The organism is Anoxybacillus suryakundensis (genome assembly GCF_001418025.1).
GTDB classification, from domain to species: domain Bacteria; phylum Bacillota; class Bacilli; order Bacillales; family Anoxybacillaceae; genus Anoxybacillus; species Anoxybacillus tengchongensis.
Genome location: NZ_LIOK01000016.1, coordinates 39025 through 56296 on the forward strand (window position 1 = coordinate 39025; position 17272 = coordinate 56296).

The following is a 17272-nucleotide window of genomic DNA, read 5'->3' on the forward strand; positions in this document are numbered from 1 at the left end:
AAGTAAAGTTTGTTATTTGTAGTTTACTCCTCGTTTTTCGTTTCGTCAACTACAAACTCATTCGATTTTTTTCGACTTAATTCCTTTTTTATTCATAAAAAAACGCCTTAGCGTTCGCTAAGACGAATGATTTGCATCGGGTTGCCGCCAACAAATGCACCAGCTGGTACATCGCGATGCACGAGCGTACCTGCGGAAACAACAGCACGATCCCCGATCGTGACACCCGGCAAAATGGTTGTGTTAGCTCCAATCATGACATCGTTGCCAATAATGACGTCTCCGAGCCGATACTCATTTACTAAATATTCATGTGCTAAAATCGTCGTATTGTAGCCAATAATTGTGTTATGACCGATATGAATTTTCTCTGGAAACAAAATATCTGGCATGACCATAAACGCTAACGCCGTATGTTCGCCAATGTCCATGCGCAAAAATGTGCGATATAACCAGTTTTTTAATGGGAAAAATGGGGTATAGCGCCCGATCAAAATGACAATGACATTTTTTAATACTTTCCAAAACGAAACGGTTCGATATAGTTGCCATAAGGAGTTCGTTCCTTCGACAACATGACGTTCAGTTTTTCTCAATGCGGCGTCACCCCTAAAATACTTAACAAATCGCTCATTTTTTCAAGCATAAAATCAGGTTCGTATTTCGCTAAATGTTCTCGTCCTTTAATCGTCCAAGCGACTCCTGCTGTTTTTGTCCCTGCGTGTTTCCCAGCTAAAATGTCATGATGGTTATCGCCAACCATTAATGTTTCTTCCGGCTTTGCCTGTAAACACGCGAGTGCTTTTTCAATTGGCTCAGGATGCGGTTTCGCATGTTCGACATCATCGAGCGTAATGATGCATTGGAAAAACGAGTCTAACTTTGTTAACTTCAATCCCATGTTTACTGTATGACGAATTTTCGTTGTCACAATACCGAGTTTAAAGCCTTTTTCATGTAGCGTTTGTACGGTATCATACACCGTTTCATATTCTTTCACTAATGCATCATGATGAGCATGGTTAAATGCTCGATACGTTTCAATCATTTCATCGACCCGATTTGGATCGATCGCTTCAAACGTATCTCGTAACGGCGGGCCAATAAAGGCGAGCACATCTTCGCGCGTATATTGATTTGGGTAGTAATGATTGAGCGTATGCAAAAACGATTCAATAATTAAATCGTTCGTATTAATAAGCGTACCGTCTAAGTCAAATAAAATCGTATTAATATTCATACGTTGCTTCCTTTCTTTTTCGATGTTCCATTCGATTCCAAATAAAGCTTAATGCAACAGTCAATAAAACAGCGGTGACAAGCCGTATGACAAGCAACGGCCATACCGGAATTCCGAGTGGCACGAACAATAACGTATCTTCCACTACCGCATGACATGCAACTAAAAATAAAAACGTCAACGTTAAATCTTTTTTAGACACCCCGTCTTCTTTCACCGCCTGAATCATGACGCCTGCACCGTAAGCGAGTCCGAACAATAAACCAGCCGCCATCGTAAGCGAGGCGTTTTCACGAATGCCAAGCAACCGTGCAAATGGCGATAGCCACTTTGAAAACGTGTCGAGCCACTTTAATTCTTTTAACACTTGAATCGCAATCATAAGCGGAATAATGATAAGCGCAAGCTGTCCAATGCCGTATAACGCTCTTTCCACTCCTATCCAAACGATTTCTCCCCATGTATTCGGCGTTGTTGAAGCTTGCGGTACAAGTCCATATTTCGCCATTTGTTGTCCGCCGTCCCATAAGACGTGAATGAGCCATGCGGAAACGAACGCTAAACCGACGCGGACGGCAACCGTCCACCAAACACGAACACCTACTTGTGCAGCAACCGCAGATTCAACAAGCATATTGTGTGAAAACGACAACATCACCGCTAAAATAAACACTTCTTTCACCGTCAAGTCCATCGTCAACATCGCACCAATGCCGGCATATAAATTTAAAAAATTGCCAAGCACTAAAACGAGCGCGGCATCTCCCGGTAAACCGATCCACCGCATCATCGGCGTTAAAACATTTGTCACCCACGGCAAAACGGGGGAGTATTGTAAAAGTGTCACAATGACCGTAATCGGAAAAATAACTTTTCCGAGCGTCCATGTCGTTTTCAATCCAACAAACAAACCCCTTTGAAGCACGCTGCCCCTCCCCTTTCATTTAATCGTTGTACCGCTCATTCGCTAAACCGCGCATGCGACGCACAACGATCATCATGACCGCAAACACAATAAGCAAAAGCGAAATGAACTGAGCCATACGAATCGTCTCGGTTAACATTAAACTGTCTGTCCGCAATCCTTCAATAAAAAAGCGCCCGATCGAATACCAAATGATGTACGTGAAAAATAATTCTCCTCGTCGTAAATTTCGTCTCCGGAGCGCAAGTAAAACGAGAAAGCCCAGCATATTCCATAACGATTCATATAAAAACGTCGGGTGATAATATTGTCCTTGTATGTACATTTGATTAATGATCCAATCCGGCAAATGCAAACTTTCTAAAAATGTTCGTGATACAGGTCCTCCGTGCGCTTCTTGATTCATAAAATTGCCCCAACGTCCAATCGCCTGACCTAAGATAATGCTTGGTGCTGCAATATCTGCGAGTTTCCAAAACGACAATCGCCGTTTTTTCGCAAAAATGACACCTGTCACAATGGCACCAATTAAACCGCCGTGAATCGCCAATCCACCATGCCAAATTTGTGGAATTTCGCTTATGTGCTGTGAATAGTAGTCCCATTGAAAAATGACGTAATACGCGCGTGCGCATACAATCGCAATGGGCACAGCAATTAATACAAGATCGACAAACGTTTCTTTTCTTATCCCTAAACGCTCGCTTTCTCTTGTGGCTAGCCAAAGTCCGAGCAATACGCCTGTCGCAATAATAACACCGTACCAATAAATTGTAATTGGTCCGAGTTGAAAAAAGACGCGATCAAGCGGTTCAATATGTAACAACATGAATACCCATCCTCTCATTCATAATCGTGCTCTGCATCGCCAATCGCATCTGCCAATCGGGCAGAAAATTCTTCCGCTGCATTCACACCCATGCGCTTCAAACGGAAATTCATCGCTGCCACTTCAATGATGACGGCTAAATTTCGTCCTGGACGAACAGGAATCGTCAGCTTTGTCACTTCGGTATCAATAATTTTTACTTTTTCCTCTTCAAGCCCGAGACGATCGTATTGTTTATTTGGATCCCATAATTCTAAATCGATGATAAGCGAAATGCGTTTATGCGGACGCACCGCTCCTGCACCGAATAGCGTCATGACGTTAATAATGCCGAGTCCACGAATTTCAAGCAAATGTTCAATGAGCTCCGGTGCGCTACCAATAAGCAAATTTTCATCCTCCTGGCGAATTTCGACACAATCATCTGCAACAAGACGATGTCCGCGCTTCACAAGTTCAAGCGCTGTTTCGCTTTTTCCAACACCACTTTTTCCTGTAATAAGCACACCAACACCGTACACATCAACGAGCACACCGTGTACAGCCGTCGTCGGCGCGAGTTTACTTTCTAAATAGTTCGTTAAACGGCTAGCCAGCCTCGTCGTTTTCATCGTTGAACGCATGACAGGTACTTCTTTTTTTTCCGATGCTTCAATAAGTTCTTTTGGCACTTCTAATCCGCGTGAGACGATAATCGCAGGTGTAATATCCGTACATAACTTTTCCATGCGTAATCGTTTTTCTACAGGCGTTAATCGTTCAAAAAAAGACAGCTCTGTCATACCGAGCAATTGTACGCGCTCAGCTGGATAATATGCAAAATAACCGGCCATTTCAATGCCGGGACGGGATAAGTCGCTCGTTGTAATCGGGCGATGAATCCCCTCTGCCCCGCTTACAAGCTCAAATTGAAACTCGTCAATTAAATCTTTTGTCCGTACTTTTGGCACATCAATCCCTCCTTCTTCCTTTTCTCATTGTAACACTTTCATGTCAAAATAAAAACGTTCACGCACAAAAGCGGAACGTTTTACTTTTCTTTTTTGACCGACTCAATGATTAAGTGAAAGAGCGAAATCGCAAGCGATGCAAATAAAGCGGTAGTAAAACCGCCGATTTGAAACGAGCTTCCCATAACCCATGCCGTCATTGCGAGTGTGATTGCATTAATGACGAACAAAAACAGCCCAAACGTCAATACAGTGACAGGAAGTGTCAGTAGAATAAGTAGCGGTCGAACGAACGTATTGAGAAAAGACAAAAGAATACTTGCAACGAGCGCTGCCCAAACACTTGATAAATAAATCGAATCAAAATACCCAGCAAGCGCCAATAATAAAACGGCGTTGATGGCGATATGTGCAAGCCATCTCATATGACGTTCTCCTCACTTGGAATAATGAATACCGCAAGCACGTATAAAATGGCAAACGGCATAATGCCAGTAATGAATAATAACGCGACAAATAATAAACGTACTACTGTGGCGTCCATATTCATATAAGCTGCTAATCCACTTAACACGCCCGCAAGCATGCGATGATGGCGAAGCCTTACAAGCTTTTTCATTCATACATCCCTCCCGGCTGTTGTAACACTTGAATCCCTTTAATAATATTCCAAACAATAACAACGACATGCACGATGCCCCCGATAACCAGTCCGATGAATGGAAGACCAATCCACCCGTCCACACCTGCGATGGCGAAAATCATAAATAACCCACCCGTAGCAACCACAATGGCAAGAGGAATAAGATGGGACAAAAATGATTTTTTCGCATGCTCCTTTACTCGTTCATGTTTCGTGACAAAATAAACGATGATTGGAAATAAAAACGGGGCAAAAAATACGCTGAAATAACATAACGCCGCAAGCAACTTATTTCCTTCCATCGAAATCAACTCCTTTTTCCTTTACTTAATACATACGATTGTTTGAAAGAAAAGTTTCGTACAAAAAAAAACCGAGCGTGCTAGACGCTCGGTATACGCTGACGCATGCGTTCGCGATCGCGCGCTAAAATCGGTTGTAAATATCGTCCTGTATATGACTGCTCGATTTGAGCGACTTCCTCCGGCGTACCTGTCGCAACGATTTGTCCGCCCCCATCGCCGCCTTCTGGTCCAAGATCAATAATATAGTCTGCCGTTTTAATGACATCTAAATTGTGCTCAATGACAAGCACCGTATCTCCTTGTTCCACAAGCCGTTGTAGAACATGTAACAAACGGGAAATATCATCCACATGCAAGCCCGTTGTCGGTTCGTCTAAAATGTATAACGTTCTTCCTGTTGAGCGACGATGCAATTCAGATGCTAACTTCACCCGTTGCGCCTCTCCGCCTGAAAGCGTCGTAGCTGGCTGTCCGAGCTGCATATAACCGAGCCCGACATCGTATAACGTTTGCAATTTCCGCTTAATTTTTGGAATGTTTTCAAAAAACGTGAGCGCTTCTTCCACTGTCATATCGAGCACTTCAGCGATATTTTTATCTTTATATTTCACTTCCAACGTTTCGCGATTATACCGTTTACCGTGACACACTTCACAAGGGACGTATACGTCAGGCAAAAAGTGCATTTCGATCTTAATAATGCCGTCGCCGCGACATGCTTCACAACGACCGCCTTTGACGTTAAAACTAAACCGTCCTTTTTGATATCCGCGCATTTTCGCTTCGTTCGTCGTCGCAAATAAATCGCGAATATCGTCAAAGACGCCCGTATATGTCGCAGGATTCGAGCGCGGGGTTCGACCGATTGGCGACTGGTCGATGTCAATGACTTTATCTAAATAATGAATACCACGAATGTCCGTATGCTCTCCCGGTTTTACTTTTGCGTTGTGTAGCTTTTGTGCTAACGATTTATGCAAAATTTCATTAATAAGCGTACTTTTTCCTGAACCGGATACACCTGTTACTGCAACAAACAATCCGAGCGGAATGCTTACATCGACGTTTTTTAAGTTGTTTTCGCGCGCCCCAATGACTTCAAGCCAACGGCCGTCTGGCGTTCTTCGTTCAACAGGAAGCGGAATAAATTTTTTCCCCGATAAATATTGACCGGTTAACGAATGTGGATCGTTCATCACTTGTTCAGGTGTTCCTGCGGATACTACTTGTCCGCCGTGCGCCCCTGCTCCCGGTCCGATGTCAATTAAATAATCTGCCGCAAGCATCGTATCTTCATCGTGCTCAACAACAATAAGCGTATTGCCTAAGTCGCGCATGTTTTGCAACGTCGCAATTAACCGATCGTTATCACGCTGATGAAGTCCAATAGACGGTTCGTCTAACACGTATAATACACCCGTTAAGCGCGATCCGATTTGCGTTGCTAAGCGAATGCGTTGCGCCTCTCCACCTGAAAGCGTTCCTGCCGCGCGATTTAACGTTAAATAATCGAGCCCAACGTTTTTTAAAAAGCCGAGTCGCTCGACAATTTCACGTAAAATGAGATGAGCGATTTTTTGTTCTTTTTCCGTTAGCTGAAGCGTTTCAAAAAACGTAAGCGCCTCGTTGACCGACATCGCCGTCACTTCGCCAATATGTTTGCCGCCAACGAAAATAGCTAAACTTTCTTTTTTCAATCGATTGCCATGACACGTTGGACATGGCTGTTCAGTCATATATTTTTCCATTTGTTCACGTACGTAATCGGACGTCGTTTCACGATAACGACGTTCGACATTGCGTACGACACCTTCAAATTCCACATACGTTTCGCGCACGTGACCAAAATCGTTTTCATAGCGGAAATATATTTTTTCTCCGTTTGATCCGTACAATAAAAGATCGAGCTGCTGTTTCGACAATTGTTTGACAGGTATATCCATATCAATACCGTAATGACGGCATACCGTTTCTAGCAATTGCGGATAATATTGCGAGCTTTGTGGCTCCCATGGCGCAAGCGCATGTTCACGAAGCGTCAGCTCTTTATTTGGAATGACTAAATCAAGATCGACTTCCAGCTTTGCACCTAATCCATCGCACGACGGGCACGCACCGTACGGGCTGTTAAATGAAAATAAACGCGGCTCTAATTCACCGATCGAAAAACCACAATGTGGGCAAGCGTGGTGTTCACTAAACAACAGCTCTTCTTGTCCGATGATATCGACGACCACTTTGCCATCAGCTAACTTTAACGCTGTTTCAAGCGAATCAGCAAGACGCGATTGAATGCCTTCTTTCATAATGATGCGATCAATGACGACTTCAATGGAATGTTTTTTATTTTTTTCAAGCACGATGTCTTCCGATACATCGCGCAATTCCCCGTCAACTCGCACACGCACGTACCCTTGTTTTTTGATCTCCTCTAACGTTTTTACGTGCGTTCCTTTTCGTCCGGAGACGATAGGAGCTAAAATTTGCATTTTCGTCCGTTCTGGATATTGCATTAAGTGGTCAACCATTTGTTCAATCGTTTGCGATGTAATTTCAATACCATGTGTCGGGCAAACAGGTCGACCAATGCGTGCAAACAGTAAACGCAAATAATCGTAAATTTCCGTCACTGTTCCGACTGTTGATCGCGGGTTGCGGCTCGTCGTTTTTTGGTCAATCGAAATGGCAGGCGACAACCCTTCAATCGAATCGACATCAGGCTTATCCATTTGCCCTAAAAATTGACGGGCGTATGCCGACAGCGATTCGACATACCGCCGTTGTCCTTCTGCATAAATCGTGTCAAATGCAAGCGATGATTTTCCTGAACCAGACAATCCGGTAAGCACAACGAGTTTGTTGCGCGGAATAACGACGTCAATATTTTTTAAATTGTGCGCTCGTGCACCTTTGACGACAATATGATCCATCGATTACACCTCAGCTTTCAATTCTAAAATGAGATCGCGCAGTTCGGCAGCACGTTCAAAATGAAGAGCTTTGGCTGCTTCTTTCATTTCTTGTTCGAGTTTGGCAATAAGCGCAAGGCGCTCTTCTTTTGATAAATGACGGACATCTTTCGTTTCATACGTTTCTTTTTCTTCCGCGGCAAATGTGGCACGAATGACATCTGGAATGTCTTTTTGAATCGTTTTTGGCACGATGCCGTGCTCATTGTTATACGCTTCTTGAATCGCGCGTCGCCGCTTCGTTTCATTGATCGCCATTTCCATTGATTTCGTGATCGTATCGGCATACATAATGACGTGACCGTTCGCGTTGCGCGCTGCTCGTCCAATCGTTTGGATGAGTGAACGTTCAGAACGTAAAAACCCCTCTTTATCAGCATCTAAAATGGCTACAAGCGACACTTCTGGAATATCGAGCCCCTCCCGCAATAAGTTAATGCCGACGAGCACATCGTATTTGCCTAATCGTAAATCGCGAATAATTTCAATGCGTTCTAGCGTCTTAATTTCCGAATGCAAATATGCCACTTGAATACCGATATCTTTTAAATAATCGGTTAAATCTTCCGCCATTTTTTTCGTCAACGTCGTCACAAGGGTGCGTTCTTTGCGAGCAATGCGCTTTTGAATTTCATCAACTAAATCGTCAATTTGTCCGGCAATTGGTCGCACATCAATCGTCGGATCCAACAATCCTGTCGGACGAATAATTTGTTCAACGACTTCCGGACAATGTTCTAGCTCATACGGACCCGGTGTCGCAGATACGTAAATGACTTGATTTACTTTTTGTTCAAATTCTTCAAACATGAGCGGACGGTTATCAAGCGCTGACGGCAAACGGAAACCATGTTCAACAAGCACTTCTTTTCTCGCTTTGTCGCCGTTATACATGCCGCGAATTTGCGGCAACGTCACATGTGATTCGTCAATGACAATTAAAAAGTCGTCAGGAAAATAATCTAGTAATGTATAAGGCGTTGAGCCTGATGGACGCAATGTTAAATGACGTGAATAATTTTCAATACCTGAACAAAAGCCCATTTCCTTCATCATCTCAATATCATAGCGCGTCCGTTGCTCTAGTCGTTGCGCTTCAAGCAATTTTCCTTGTTCACGCAGCTCGCGAAGCCGATCTTCTAATTCCTTTTCAATATTTTCAATGGCTAGCTTCATTTTTTCTTCGCGCGTGACGAAGTGCGATGCTGGGAAAATTGCCACATGTTCTCGCTCTGCCATCACATGTCCTGTGAGTGCATCCACTTCGCGAATGCGCTCAATTTCATCACCAAAAAACTCAATGCGAATACAATGCTCGTCTCGTGAGGCAGGGAAAATTTCGACGACATCTCCGCGTACCCGAAACGTTCCGCGGCGGAAGTCAATATCATTTCGTTCATATTGAATGTCGACAAGTCGGCGCAACAAATGATCGCGCTCGATTTCCATACCGATGCGAAGCGAAACGACAAGTTCGCGATATTCTTCCGGCGAACCTAAACCGTAAATACACGACACGCTAGCAATAATAATAACGTCACGTCGTTCAAATAACGCAGACGTCGCGGAATGGCGCAATTTATCAATTTCATCGTTAATGCTCGCATCTTTTTCAATGTACGTATCCGTTTGCGGCACGTACGCTTCCGGCTGATAATAATCGTAATAGCTAACAAAATATTCAACAGCGTTGTTCGGGAAAAATTGTTTAAACTCGCTATACAACTGACCCGCTAACGTTTTATTATGAGCGATGACTAACGTCGGTTTATTTACTTGTTGAATGACGTTTGAAATCGTAAACGTTTTTCCTGTTCCTGTTGCTCCAAGCAACGTTTGATGCTTTTTCCCTTGCTGAATCCCTTTGACAAGCTTCGCAATCGCTTTCGGCTGATCGCCGCGCGGCTCATAAGCGGATACTAATTGAAATGCGCTCACATTCGTCCCTCCACTTCATTTCTACTTCGTATTGTACCATATAAACGGAACGAAAAGCGAAAAATACGAACAAATATTCTATGAAAAAACCTGCCCATTTGGACAGGTTTACGACCGTTTTTGTTTCTCGACCATTTGTTTTGCATATAAAAATCCGACAATGAGCGACGCCAAATCTGCAACAATTTCATACAACTGATCCGTATATCCTTTCACGTATGACGCCACTAACAAAGCGACAGTCAGCAATGTCCCGACATAATGGTTATACGTAACCCGCGTAAAAAAAATGACTAACAACGCCGGCACAATTAATGCTAACACAAACCACATGTTTACCCCTCATCTCTTACGAATAACAGTCCGAGTTCGTGATGCTCCCCTTCAAATAAAGCGGTTTGCGCAAAACGAACTTCCCCGTTCTCGTTTAGTACTTCTAGCTTACAAAACGCTCGATTTTGTTGCAACGCCGCGTAAAATTCATCTTCCGTCGCCACTGGTGCGCCATTCACCTTCACGATGACTTCTCCAACGGAAAGTGCCATTTTATCCGCTGGCGTGTTCGGCAACACCCCTAAAATGACAAGCCCCATCGCTCGCTTCGTAAAATATGGCGGACATTTTTGTTCATATAACTTCGCTGATAAAGCAATCCATTCTCTCCATAAAATAGCCACTACAGCAGCGACGATCGCGAGCGGCTTTATCCAATAGCTAGCAATCGCCAATAAACTGACGACACACGCTAACAAACCGATGCGCTTGGCCGTCCATTTCGCTAAATGCACAGGTAGCCCCGTTTGCACACGTTGTGAAAAACCAAGCAAAAACGGAACGAGCACGAACGAATACGTATCGCCACTAGAAATGATTGGCCACCACGCCGCAAACGATTGCACGCCATCCCCCGGCACAGGGATGAACAACGGAACAAGCCAGAGCCGCTGAACGAACTGCTCCCCGATCACAAGCCCTCGCTTACTCTTCACAAGACGAGGAGAACTTAGCTCTGCTCCTTCCCGATCAACGAGCCACATTTCGATAAACAAAAGCAACCCGATGAGAAACGCGACAGCTGTCACATTCGTTTCTGTCATATGCGGGAAAAAACGCGTAAAAAACGGCTGCGCCCACTCTGTTTGCGCAAAAAAACTAACGGTAAATATGACGATACTCCCGACATACGCAGCCGATAATAACCGAAGCTGCATAAACAAACTGCATACGATCGTGACGATTGTCCAAAAGACAAGCGTATCATTCGGAAGAACGACCCCAATCCCAACCGTCACAAGCGAAAAAATGAGCGCAAACCAGCTGCGCGAGCGAATAAGTGCACGCCACTCACGCGATGATCGGTACACGCGCGTATGAAAATCTCGCCGTTCTCGTTGCACGCGCAGCCAGCCAATAAACCACGCAAATATGATCGCATAATATAATAACGGTTGTAACCAAAACGTTCCGAGCGCTTTCAACCACGCAAATCCCCATGCTTCCATTTCCATCAACTCCATTTTTTCGGATCGTCTATTTCTCATTGTAACAAAATTCAAGCGTTTATGGTTGACGAAAATTCACTTTCTTTGCCGAATAAGCACTAGTTTTGTCAACATGCAAGGAGTTTCATAAAAAATGTCTAACTTTTTTCAACATATCATTCGGAAGGAGCGTGGAACGATGGAGTTAAAAACGAGCGCGGTCGCGAAACGACTTGGTGTATCGACAAAGACGGTGCAACGCTGGGTGAAAAAATACAACATTCCATGCACAAAAAATGAAGCAGGGCATTACGTATTTACAAACGAAGCGATCGAGCAATTAGAAAAATATAAATTTCTCGGCATCGATGAAGAAGAAAAAGAACATGCAGAATGGGAAGAAGTTGAACAACGATTAAACGAACTGGAACGAAAAATTGATCAAAAAGCAGATGACGTTGTCTCTTTTCAATTGCTACAACATCGCCGCGAAATAGAGGAAATGCTTCAATATATTCAACAGCTCGAGCAACGAATTGCTCACCTCGAACATCAACAACAAACGAAACTTATTCATGAGCAACCAAAACAAAAACGACGTGGCATTATTAGCTTCTTCTTATAAAAGTATCCCCCCTGTCTTCAAAATGGACAGGGGGGATTTTTTATTTCGCAATAAGCTGTAATGCTTTTTTCAATTGCTCGTCATATCGTTCGTCACGAACTGCTTCCATCACTTTTGTTTGCAATACGTCCGCCGTTTGTTTATCAATTTTTCCTGTCGCTTGTAAGCCGTTTGCTTTTTGGAACGATTGGACAGCTTGTTCGGTTTGTTTGCTAAAATATCCGTCTTCACGCCCCGGATCAAAGCCGAGACCTTTTAACATTTGTTGTGCACTCTTAATTTGTTCATTATTCATGTCATATACTAAAGGCTGATCGATTTGAAGCGGATGAGCATAGAAAAAGTCCGGCTGTTTTACTTTTACATCTGGCTCAATTCCTTTTTTATGAATCCAGTTCCCATTTGGAGTCAGCCATTTATATAACGTTAATTTAATATGGCTGCCGTCATCCATCGGCAACGCTTGTTGAACCGTTCCTTTTCCAAACGTTTTTTCACCGATGAGCATATAGCCGCCTGCTTCTTTTAACGCTGCCGCTAAAATTTCTGATGCTGAAGCACTTCCGTTGTCAATAAGCACGACAATCGGATAATCTTTTTTCTTCGTTGCATTCGAGAAAAAGCGCTGTTTGTCCCCATCACGTTCTTCAATTTGTACATACGGTTTATCTTTTGGCACAAGCTCTTTCAAAATGTCTTCAACACTTTGTAAGTAGCCGCCCGGATTGCCACGCACGTCGATGATGAGCCCAGCCATTCCTTTTTTCTCAAATTCAGATAACTTCTTTTTAAAATCTTCAGCCGTTTTTTCTGCAAATGATGTAATTTCAATATAGCCAATTTGTTTTCCGTTTACTTCTTTTATTGACGCATATACCGTTTCAATTGGAATTTCATCGCGGACGACTTCAATCGTTAGTACGCCACTTACTCCTGGACGGACGATTTCTAAACGAGCGACCGTTCCTTTTTTTCCACGAATTTTTAATACCGCTTCATATAAATCAAGCCCTTCTAGACTTTCGCCGTTCACTTTAATAATTTGATCGTTTGGACGAAGCCCAGCTTTTTCTGCAGGCGACCCTTTAAATGGGGCAACGATCGTCACTTTCCCGTCAACCATGCTGACTTCCGCTCCGATGCCTTCAAACGAGGAATCAAGCGACTCGTTAAACCGCTCCGCCGTTTCTTTATCCATATAAACGGAATATGGGTCTTTTAGTGTTGCAATCATTCCTTGAATCGCACCATCAATAAGCTGTGCGTCATCTACGTCTTGAACATATTTTTGTTTAATCATGCTGTATGCTTGTTCAATTTTTTTAAATTCCTCATTCGACGGCTTCTCCGTTGTCGTTGGCATATCGATCGTAATCGTCGATGTTTCGGAAGAAAGCGACTGCATTCCAACATACGTTACGCCTGAGCCGAACAACATCGATAAAATCATTAGTGCTGCGATTGTTTTTTTGTTCATATTGTGCCTCCTCACCCTTCGATACATGAAAGGCATCACACCGTGTGCGATGCCTGTTTGCTTTCATTATATGAATAGCTTGTACCGTTCATAACTTATAAAGATGTATTTATTTTACACCGAACGTCTGATTTTCTCAACTAATGCGCAAAAGCACAGCAAATAAGCTGTGCTTTAAAACGGAACGTATTGCATTGGGTCTACCGCATTTGATTTCGACGCATTCCAAGGTCCGCGATGCAATTCAAAATGCAAGTGTGCACCGAATGAACGCCCAGTATTCCCCATATAGCCAATCATTTGTCCTTTGCTTACGTTTTGTCCTTCACCAACGAGGCGCGATTCTAAGTGGGCGTATACCGTCGTATATACTTGTCCATTAATGTAATGCATAATAAAAATGACGTTTCCATAGCTTGATGAATAGTATGAGCGATAGACGTAACCGTCAGCTGCCGCAACGACAGGAACGCTAGAACCACGTTTACCAATATCAATGCCGTAATGGAATTCGCCCCAACGCGGTCCAAATGTCGATGTAATTGGACCGTTTGCTGGACGCATAAACGCCCCGTCTGTTACAGGAGGCAAACTTCCTCCATCGCCTTCAGACGAACCGCGGCTCGCTAATGCTCTTTTTCGTGCTTCTTCTTGCTCTTTTTGCCGGCGAATCATTTCTTGCAATTGGCTTTTCATCGCCGCTTCTTGTTTTTCAAGCAACTCTTTTTCTTCTTCTAAAGCGAGTTGTTTTTCTTCTTCATGCTTTTGTTCTTCCTTTAACTGCGCCATTAATTTTTCTTTTGCTGCGATTTGCTTGTTTAACGTCTGTTTTAATTGTTGAAGCTCAGTTAGCTGCTTTTGCAAGCTGACTAACTGATCGTTTAATTGTTGTTCCTTCGCTTCTTTTAACGCCTTATCTGCTTCTTGCTCTTTAATGATTTGACGATCTGCTTCAAAAATAGTCGCAACTGCGCTCATGCGGTCGATAAAGTCACTAAAACTTTTCGCTCCAAGCAAGACGTCTAAATAGCTCACGACACCGCCGCTTTCTTGCAATGAACGCGCGCGCTCTTTCAACAATTCATTACGTTGTTCAATGCGGGCAACGACTTCTTCAATTTCTTTTTTCAGCGCAACGATTTGTTGCTTCGTTTCCTCTATGCTTTGTTGTTTCGCCCGAATGTTGGCGCTCGTTTCTTCTACCGCCAAATCGAGCTTTTTGATTTCCTCATCCAGTTTCTTTTGTTCTGCTTTTAACCGTTCAATTTCTTGTTGCGACTGCTCTAATTTACTTTCAAGCGATGTTTGTTTTTGTTGCACGCTTTTAATTTCTTGCTTCTTTTGTTGAATGTCGCGCTTTGTTACCGCATATGCAGGCGCCGCGACACTTGTAAACAGCATTACAGCTGCAACGATCGTTCCCCATCTGTTTCGCACCGTAAACCCCTCTCTCTTTCTATACTTTTAAAAATCGTCTCACTGACATCATGCTTCCCCACATGCCGATGCACGCTCCTAATAAGACGAGCACAGCTGCCAACTGCCATGCAAACGGATAAAATGGGAGAAGTTGAAAAAATGTATCTTTCAACTTTGGATACAATAAATCAAATACGTACGAGTAAGCGGAAAGAACGACAACAATCGGAATGACCGAACCGAAAATGCCAAGCCATAGCCCTTCAAGGAAAAACGGCCAGCGAATAAACCCGTTTGTCGCGCCTACTAATCTCATAATCTCAATTTCGCGACGGCGGGCAAAAATCGTAATTTTAATTGTGTTCGAGATGAGAAACATCGCTGTAAATAACAACCCGATAATAAGCGCTAATCCGACATTGCGAATCGTTTTCGTTGCGGCAAATAGTTTTTCAATTTGCCCTTTTCCGTATTTCACTTTGCCGACAGATGGCAACGGTTCAATTTGCTTTGCGATTTTTTCTGTATCAAGCGGATTTTTCGCTTTCACGATAAATACATCGCTTAACGGGTTATCTTGTTCAAATAAGCGGAATGACTTTCCGTCTTCTCCGAAACTTTCAATCAACTTTTGCAATTCTTCGTCTTTCGATGAATACGTTACTTTTTCGACGCCAGAAAGAGCTTCTAACTTTGCTCTGAGCGCATCTTTATCTGCTTCTGTCGCACTTAAATCGACGTGCACACGAATTTCGACGTCGCGCTCAATTTGTTTTGTTATATGTTGAATATTGAGCATAATGACGAGAAATACGCCGACAAGCAAAAGCGTCACCGTGACAGCACTAATGGACGCAAACGTCATCCAACCGTTTCGTCCGAGACTTTTTAAGCTTTCACGAAAATGACGGCGAAGGGTGTTAAGTTTCATAGCCATATTCCCCCTTCACTTCATCACGCGCAATTTTTCCACGTTCAATCGCAATAACGCGCTTACGAATCGTATTCACAATTTCACGGTTATGCGTTGCCATCACAATCGTCGTTCCGCGATCGTTAATGCGCTCAAAAATGTCCATGATTTCCCACGATGTATCCGGATCTAAATTTCCTGTCGGTTCGTCCGCAATGACAATCGACGGATTGTTGACGATCGAACGCGCAATCGACACGCGCTGCTGTTCTCCGCCCGATAATTCATCTGGATAAAAGCGCGCTTTATGTTTTAGCCGCACTAAGTCAAGCACTTCCATGACGCGCTTGCGAATGTTTTTTGGCGATTCTTCAATGACTTCCAAAGCAAACGCCACGTTTTCATATACCGTTAACTTTGGGAGAAGCTTGAAGTCTTGAAAGACAATTCCGATGTTTCGGCGAAGCAACGGTACTTTGCTATCTTTGATATTCGCTAAGTTCACGCCGTTAATCATAATTTTTCCGCTTGTCGGTTTTTCTTCGCGATACATCATTTTAATAAACGTCGATTTCCCAGCGCCGCTCGGACCGACGACATATACAAATTCTCCTTGCTTAATACGAACGGAAATCCCGTTTAATGCGATCACTCCGTTTGGATACGTTTTATATACATCTTGCATTTCAATCATAAGCAACCACCTAAGTATTCGATGTTTTTCTACATATTCCTGCAAAATTCTTACCTCGTTCATTATATCATCATTTCCGACAAAAGGGGGGGCGAATTTTATTTACAGTTATATTTCAAGAGTGTTACAAACGAAAAGAGGATGCTCCCATTGGCATCCTCTTACTTTTTCGCTGCTAACCATTCCGCTACTTTATCAACATCGTCGCCTTGGATTAAACCACCTGGCATACCGCCGCGACCGTTTGCGATAATATTTTTAATTTCGTCTTGTGAATATTTTCCGCCTACTTTATCAAGTGCAGGACCAACGCCACCTTCTAAATTTTGTCCGTGACAGCTTGCACATGATTTTTTGTAAACGGCTTCTGCGGCTGAAGCTGTGTCCCCGCCACCATTTGCCGGCTTTTCGCTCGCGCTATCCCCTCCGCCACAGGCAGCTAACACGATTGCTGTGCCAGCAAATAAGCTAAGTAGCTTTTTCTTCATACGAAATCCCCCTTGTCAACATTTGGTATTGTCAAAAGTTTTAAAGACATACCCTAAGTTTTTATTGATTTTATGCGGTTTTCGACAAAAAAAGCTTGCCACCCCTGCTGTTTTTGGTACGATTGAGGTAACCCCACACCCAATCAAAACAAAGGAGTGACAAGCTTGTTACCTCAATTATTAATCAAAATGCTCCAAATAATCAAGATCCAATATCAAATCATTATTTATTTACTAGGTGTACTTTTTGGAAAGTCCCTCACAGACTGGGATGACGAAGAACCGGTGAATCAATCGTATCAGAAACTCCAAGTCGATGAACTGCCTGTCATCGAAACGCTTCCGCGTTTGGATTATCGTCAGCTTCTTGTCGAAT

General features: G+C 43.3%; 19 protein-coding genes. 2 read left to right on the plus strand and 17 right to left on the minus strand.

Translation table 11 applies throughout. The features are described 5' to 3' along the window. Positions 1-107: 107 nt before the first annotated feature. From ASC42_RS10715 to ASC42_RS10770, 12 genes are all read right to left on the minus strand, one after another. The gene (locus tag ASC42_RS10715) at positions 108-596 is read right to left on the minus strand and encodes an acyltransferase (RefSeq protein ID WP_055441750.1); all 489 of its coding nucleotides are present in this window, start codon (positions 594-596) and stop codon (positions 108-110) included. Next, positions 593-1240, minus strand: coding sequence for a pyrophosphatase PpaX (gene ppaX / locus ASC42_RS10720; RefSeq protein ID WP_004892553.1), 648 nt, complete (start codon positions 1238-1240; stop codon positions 593-595). The genes ASC42_RS10715 and ppaX overlap by 4 nt, the downstream gene beginning before the upstream one ends. Further along, complete coding sequence (locus tag ASC42_RS10725; protein WP_055441751.1) at positions 1230-2165, minus strand: nucleoside recognition domain-containing protein; 936 nt, start codon at positions 2163-2165, stop codon at positions 1230-1232. The genes ppaX and ASC42_RS10725 overlap by 11 nt, the downstream gene beginning before the upstream one ends. Before the next feature lie 19 nt (positions 2166-2184). Continuing rightward, positions 2185-2994, minus strand: a complete 810-nt coding sequence (lgt, locus tag ASC42_RS10730) for a prolipoprotein diacylglyceryl transferase (RefSeq protein WP_055441752.1) — start codon at positions 2992-2994, stop codon at positions 2185-2187. Positions 2995-3008: 14 nt separating this feature from the next. Further along, complete coding sequence (gene hprK / locus ASC42_RS10735) at positions 3009-3944, minus strand: HPr(Ser) kinase/phosphatase (protein ID WP_021093714.1); 936 nt, start codon at positions 3942-3944, stop codon at positions 3009-3011. Between the two features lie 80 nt (positions 3945-4024). Beyond that, on the minus strand, positions 4025-4369 hold the full coding sequence (locus tag ASC42_RS10740; protein WP_055441753.1) for a phage holin family protein: 345 nt from the start codon (positions 4367-4369) through the stop codon (positions 4025-4027). Continuing rightward, the gene (locus ASC42_RS10745) at positions 4366-4563 is read right to left on the minus strand and encodes a PspC domain-containing protein (protein ID WP_032101194.1); all 198 of its coding nucleotides are present in this window, start codon (positions 4561-4563) and stop codon (positions 4366-4368) included. The genes ASC42_RS10740 and ASC42_RS10745 overlap by 4 nt, the downstream gene beginning before the upstream one ends. Further along, a complete protein-coding gene (locus ASC42_RS10750) occupies positions 4560-4889 on the minus strand; it encodes a magnetosome magnetite crystal formation protein family (protein ID WP_055441754.1) in 330 nt (109 codons plus the stop codon). The genes ASC42_RS10745 and ASC42_RS10750 overlap by 4 nt, the downstream gene beginning before the upstream one ends. A gap of 80 nt (positions 4890-4969) precedes the next feature. Next, positions 4970-7822, minus strand: a complete 2853-nt coding sequence (uvrA, locus tag ASC42_RS10755; RefSeq protein ID WP_055441755.1) for an excinuclease ABC subunit UvrA — start codon at positions 7820-7822, stop codon at positions 4970-4972. 3 nt (positions 7823-7825) lie between these two features. Continuing rightward, entirely contained in the window at positions 7826-9799 is a 1974-nt protein-coding gene (gene uvrB, locus ASC42_RS10760) for an excinuclease ABC subunit UvrB (RefSeq protein WP_055441756.1), read from the minus strand. 108 nt (positions 9800-9907) lie between these two features. Next, positions 9908-10132 carry a CsbA family protein gene (locus ASC42_RS10765; RefSeq protein ID WP_009362318.1) on the minus strand — a complete coding sequence of 75 codons (225 nt, stop codon included), beginning with the start codon at positions 10130-10132 and terminating at the stop codon, positions 9908-9910. 2 nt (positions 10133-10134) lie between these two features. After that, complete coding sequence (locus ASC42_RS10770; protein WP_055441760.1) at positions 10135-11301, minus strand: PDZ domain-containing protein; 1167 nt, start codon at positions 11299-11301, stop codon at positions 10135-10137. A 178-nt stretch (positions 11302-11479) separates the two neighbouring features. On the opposite strand from ASC42_RS10770, the gene ASC42_RS10775 reads away from it, so the two are divergent. Beyond that, positions 11480-11905, plus strand: coding sequence for a MerR family transcriptional regulator (locus ASC42_RS10775; RefSeq protein WP_055441761.1), 426 nt, complete (start codon positions 11480-11482; stop codon positions 11903-11905). 40 nt (positions 11906-11945) lie between these two features. Here ASC42_RS10775 and ASC42_RS10780 read toward each other — a convergent pair whose 3' ends face one another. From ASC42_RS10780 to cccB, 5 genes are all read right to left on the minus strand, one after another. Then, the gene (locus ASC42_RS10780; RefSeq protein ID WP_032101199.1) at positions 11946-13382 is read right to left on the minus strand and encodes a S41 family peptidase; all 1437 of its coding nucleotides are present in this window, start codon (positions 13380-13382) and stop codon (positions 11946-11948) included. A 174-nt stretch (positions 13383-13556) separates the two neighbouring features. Beyond that, entirely contained in the window at positions 13557-14819 is a 1263-nt protein-coding gene (locus ASC42_RS10785) for a murein hydrolase activator EnvC family protein (protein ID WP_055441757.1), read from the minus strand. 19 nt (positions 14820-14838) lie between these two features. Beyond that, positions 14839-15732: a permease-like cell division protein FtsX gene (ftsX, locus tag ASC42_RS10790; protein ID WP_055441758.1), complete on the minus strand. Its 894-nt coding sequence runs from the start codon at positions 15730-15732 to the stop codon at positions 14839-14841. Then, positions 15722-16408 carry a cell division ATP-binding protein FtsE gene (ftsE, locus tag ASC42_RS10795; protein WP_021093726.1) on the minus strand — a complete coding sequence of 229 codons (687 nt, stop codon included), beginning with the start codon at positions 16406-16408 and terminating at the stop codon, positions 15722-15724. Before ftsE ends, ftsX begins: the two co-directional genes overlap by 11 nt. A gap of 161 nt (positions 16409-16569) precedes the next feature. Then, positions 16570-16896 (minus strand): cytochrome c551, encoded by a 327-nt coding sequence (cccB, locus tag ASC42_RS10800; protein ID WP_009362325.1) that lies wholly within the window; start codon positions 16894-16896, stop codon positions 16570-16572. A gap of 156 nt (positions 16897-17052) precedes the next feature. On the opposite strand from cccB, the gene ASC42_RS10805 reads away from it, so the two are divergent. Continuing rightward, positions 17053-17272 (plus strand): transposase (locus tag ASC42_RS10805; RefSeq protein WP_072242741.1); only part of this gene is annotated, 220 nt, incomplete at its 3' end.

Excerpts from the sequence above, each read along its gene's own strand:
- lgt (WP_055441752.1), bottom strand. The coding sequence starts at position 2,994 with ATGTTGTTACATATTGAACCGCTTGATCGCGTCTTTTTTCAACTCGGA.
- cccB (WP_009362325.1), bottom strand. The coding sequence starts at position 16,896 with ATGAAGAAAAAGCTACTTAGCTTATTTGCTGGCACAGCAATCGTGTTA.
- ftsE (WP_021093726.1), bottom strand. The coding sequence starts at position 16,408 with ATGATTGAAATGCAAGATGTATATAAAACGTATCCAAACGGAGTGATC.
- ASC42_RS10745 (WP_032101194.1), bottom strand. The coding sequence starts at position 4,563 with ATGAAAAAGCTTGTAAGGCTTCGCCATCATCGCATGCTTGCGGGCGTG.
- ASC42_RS10780 (WP_032101199.1), bottom strand. The coding sequence starts at position 13,382 with ATGAACAAAAAAACAATCGCAGCACTAATGATTTTATCGATGTTGTTC.
- ppaX (WP_004892553.1), bottom strand. The coding sequence starts at position 1,240 with ATGAATATTAATACGATTTTATTTGACTTAGACGGTACGCTTATTAAT.
- ftsX (WP_055441758.1), bottom strand. The coding sequence starts at position 15,732 with ATGAAACTTAACACCCTTCGCCGTCATTTTCGTGAAAGCTTAAAAAGT.
- ASC42_RS10775 (WP_055441761.1), top strand. The coding sequence starts at position 11,480 with ATGGAGTTAAAAACGAGCGCGGTCGCGAAACGACTTGGTGTATCGACA.
- uvrA (WP_055441755.1), bottom strand. The coding sequence starts at position 7,822 with ATGGATCATATTGTCGTCAAAGGTGCACGAGCGCACAATTTAAAAAAT.
- ASC42_RS10750 (WP_055441754.1), bottom strand. The coding sequence starts at position 4,889 with ATGGAAGGAAATAAGTTGCTTGCGGCGTTATGTTATTTCAGCGTATTT.
- ASC42_RS10770 (WP_055441760.1), bottom strand. The coding sequence starts at position 11,301 with ATGGAAGCATGGGGATTTGCGTGGTTGAAAGCGCTCGGAACGTTTTGG.
- ASC42_RS10740 (WP_055441753.1), bottom strand. The coding sequence starts at position 4,369 with ATGAGATGGCTTGCACATATCGCCATCAACGCCGTTTTATTATTGGCG.
- ASC42_RS10765 (WP_009362318.1), bottom strand. The coding sequence starts at position 10,132 with ATGTGGTTTGTGTTAGCATTAATTGTGCCGGCGTTGTTAGTCATTTTT.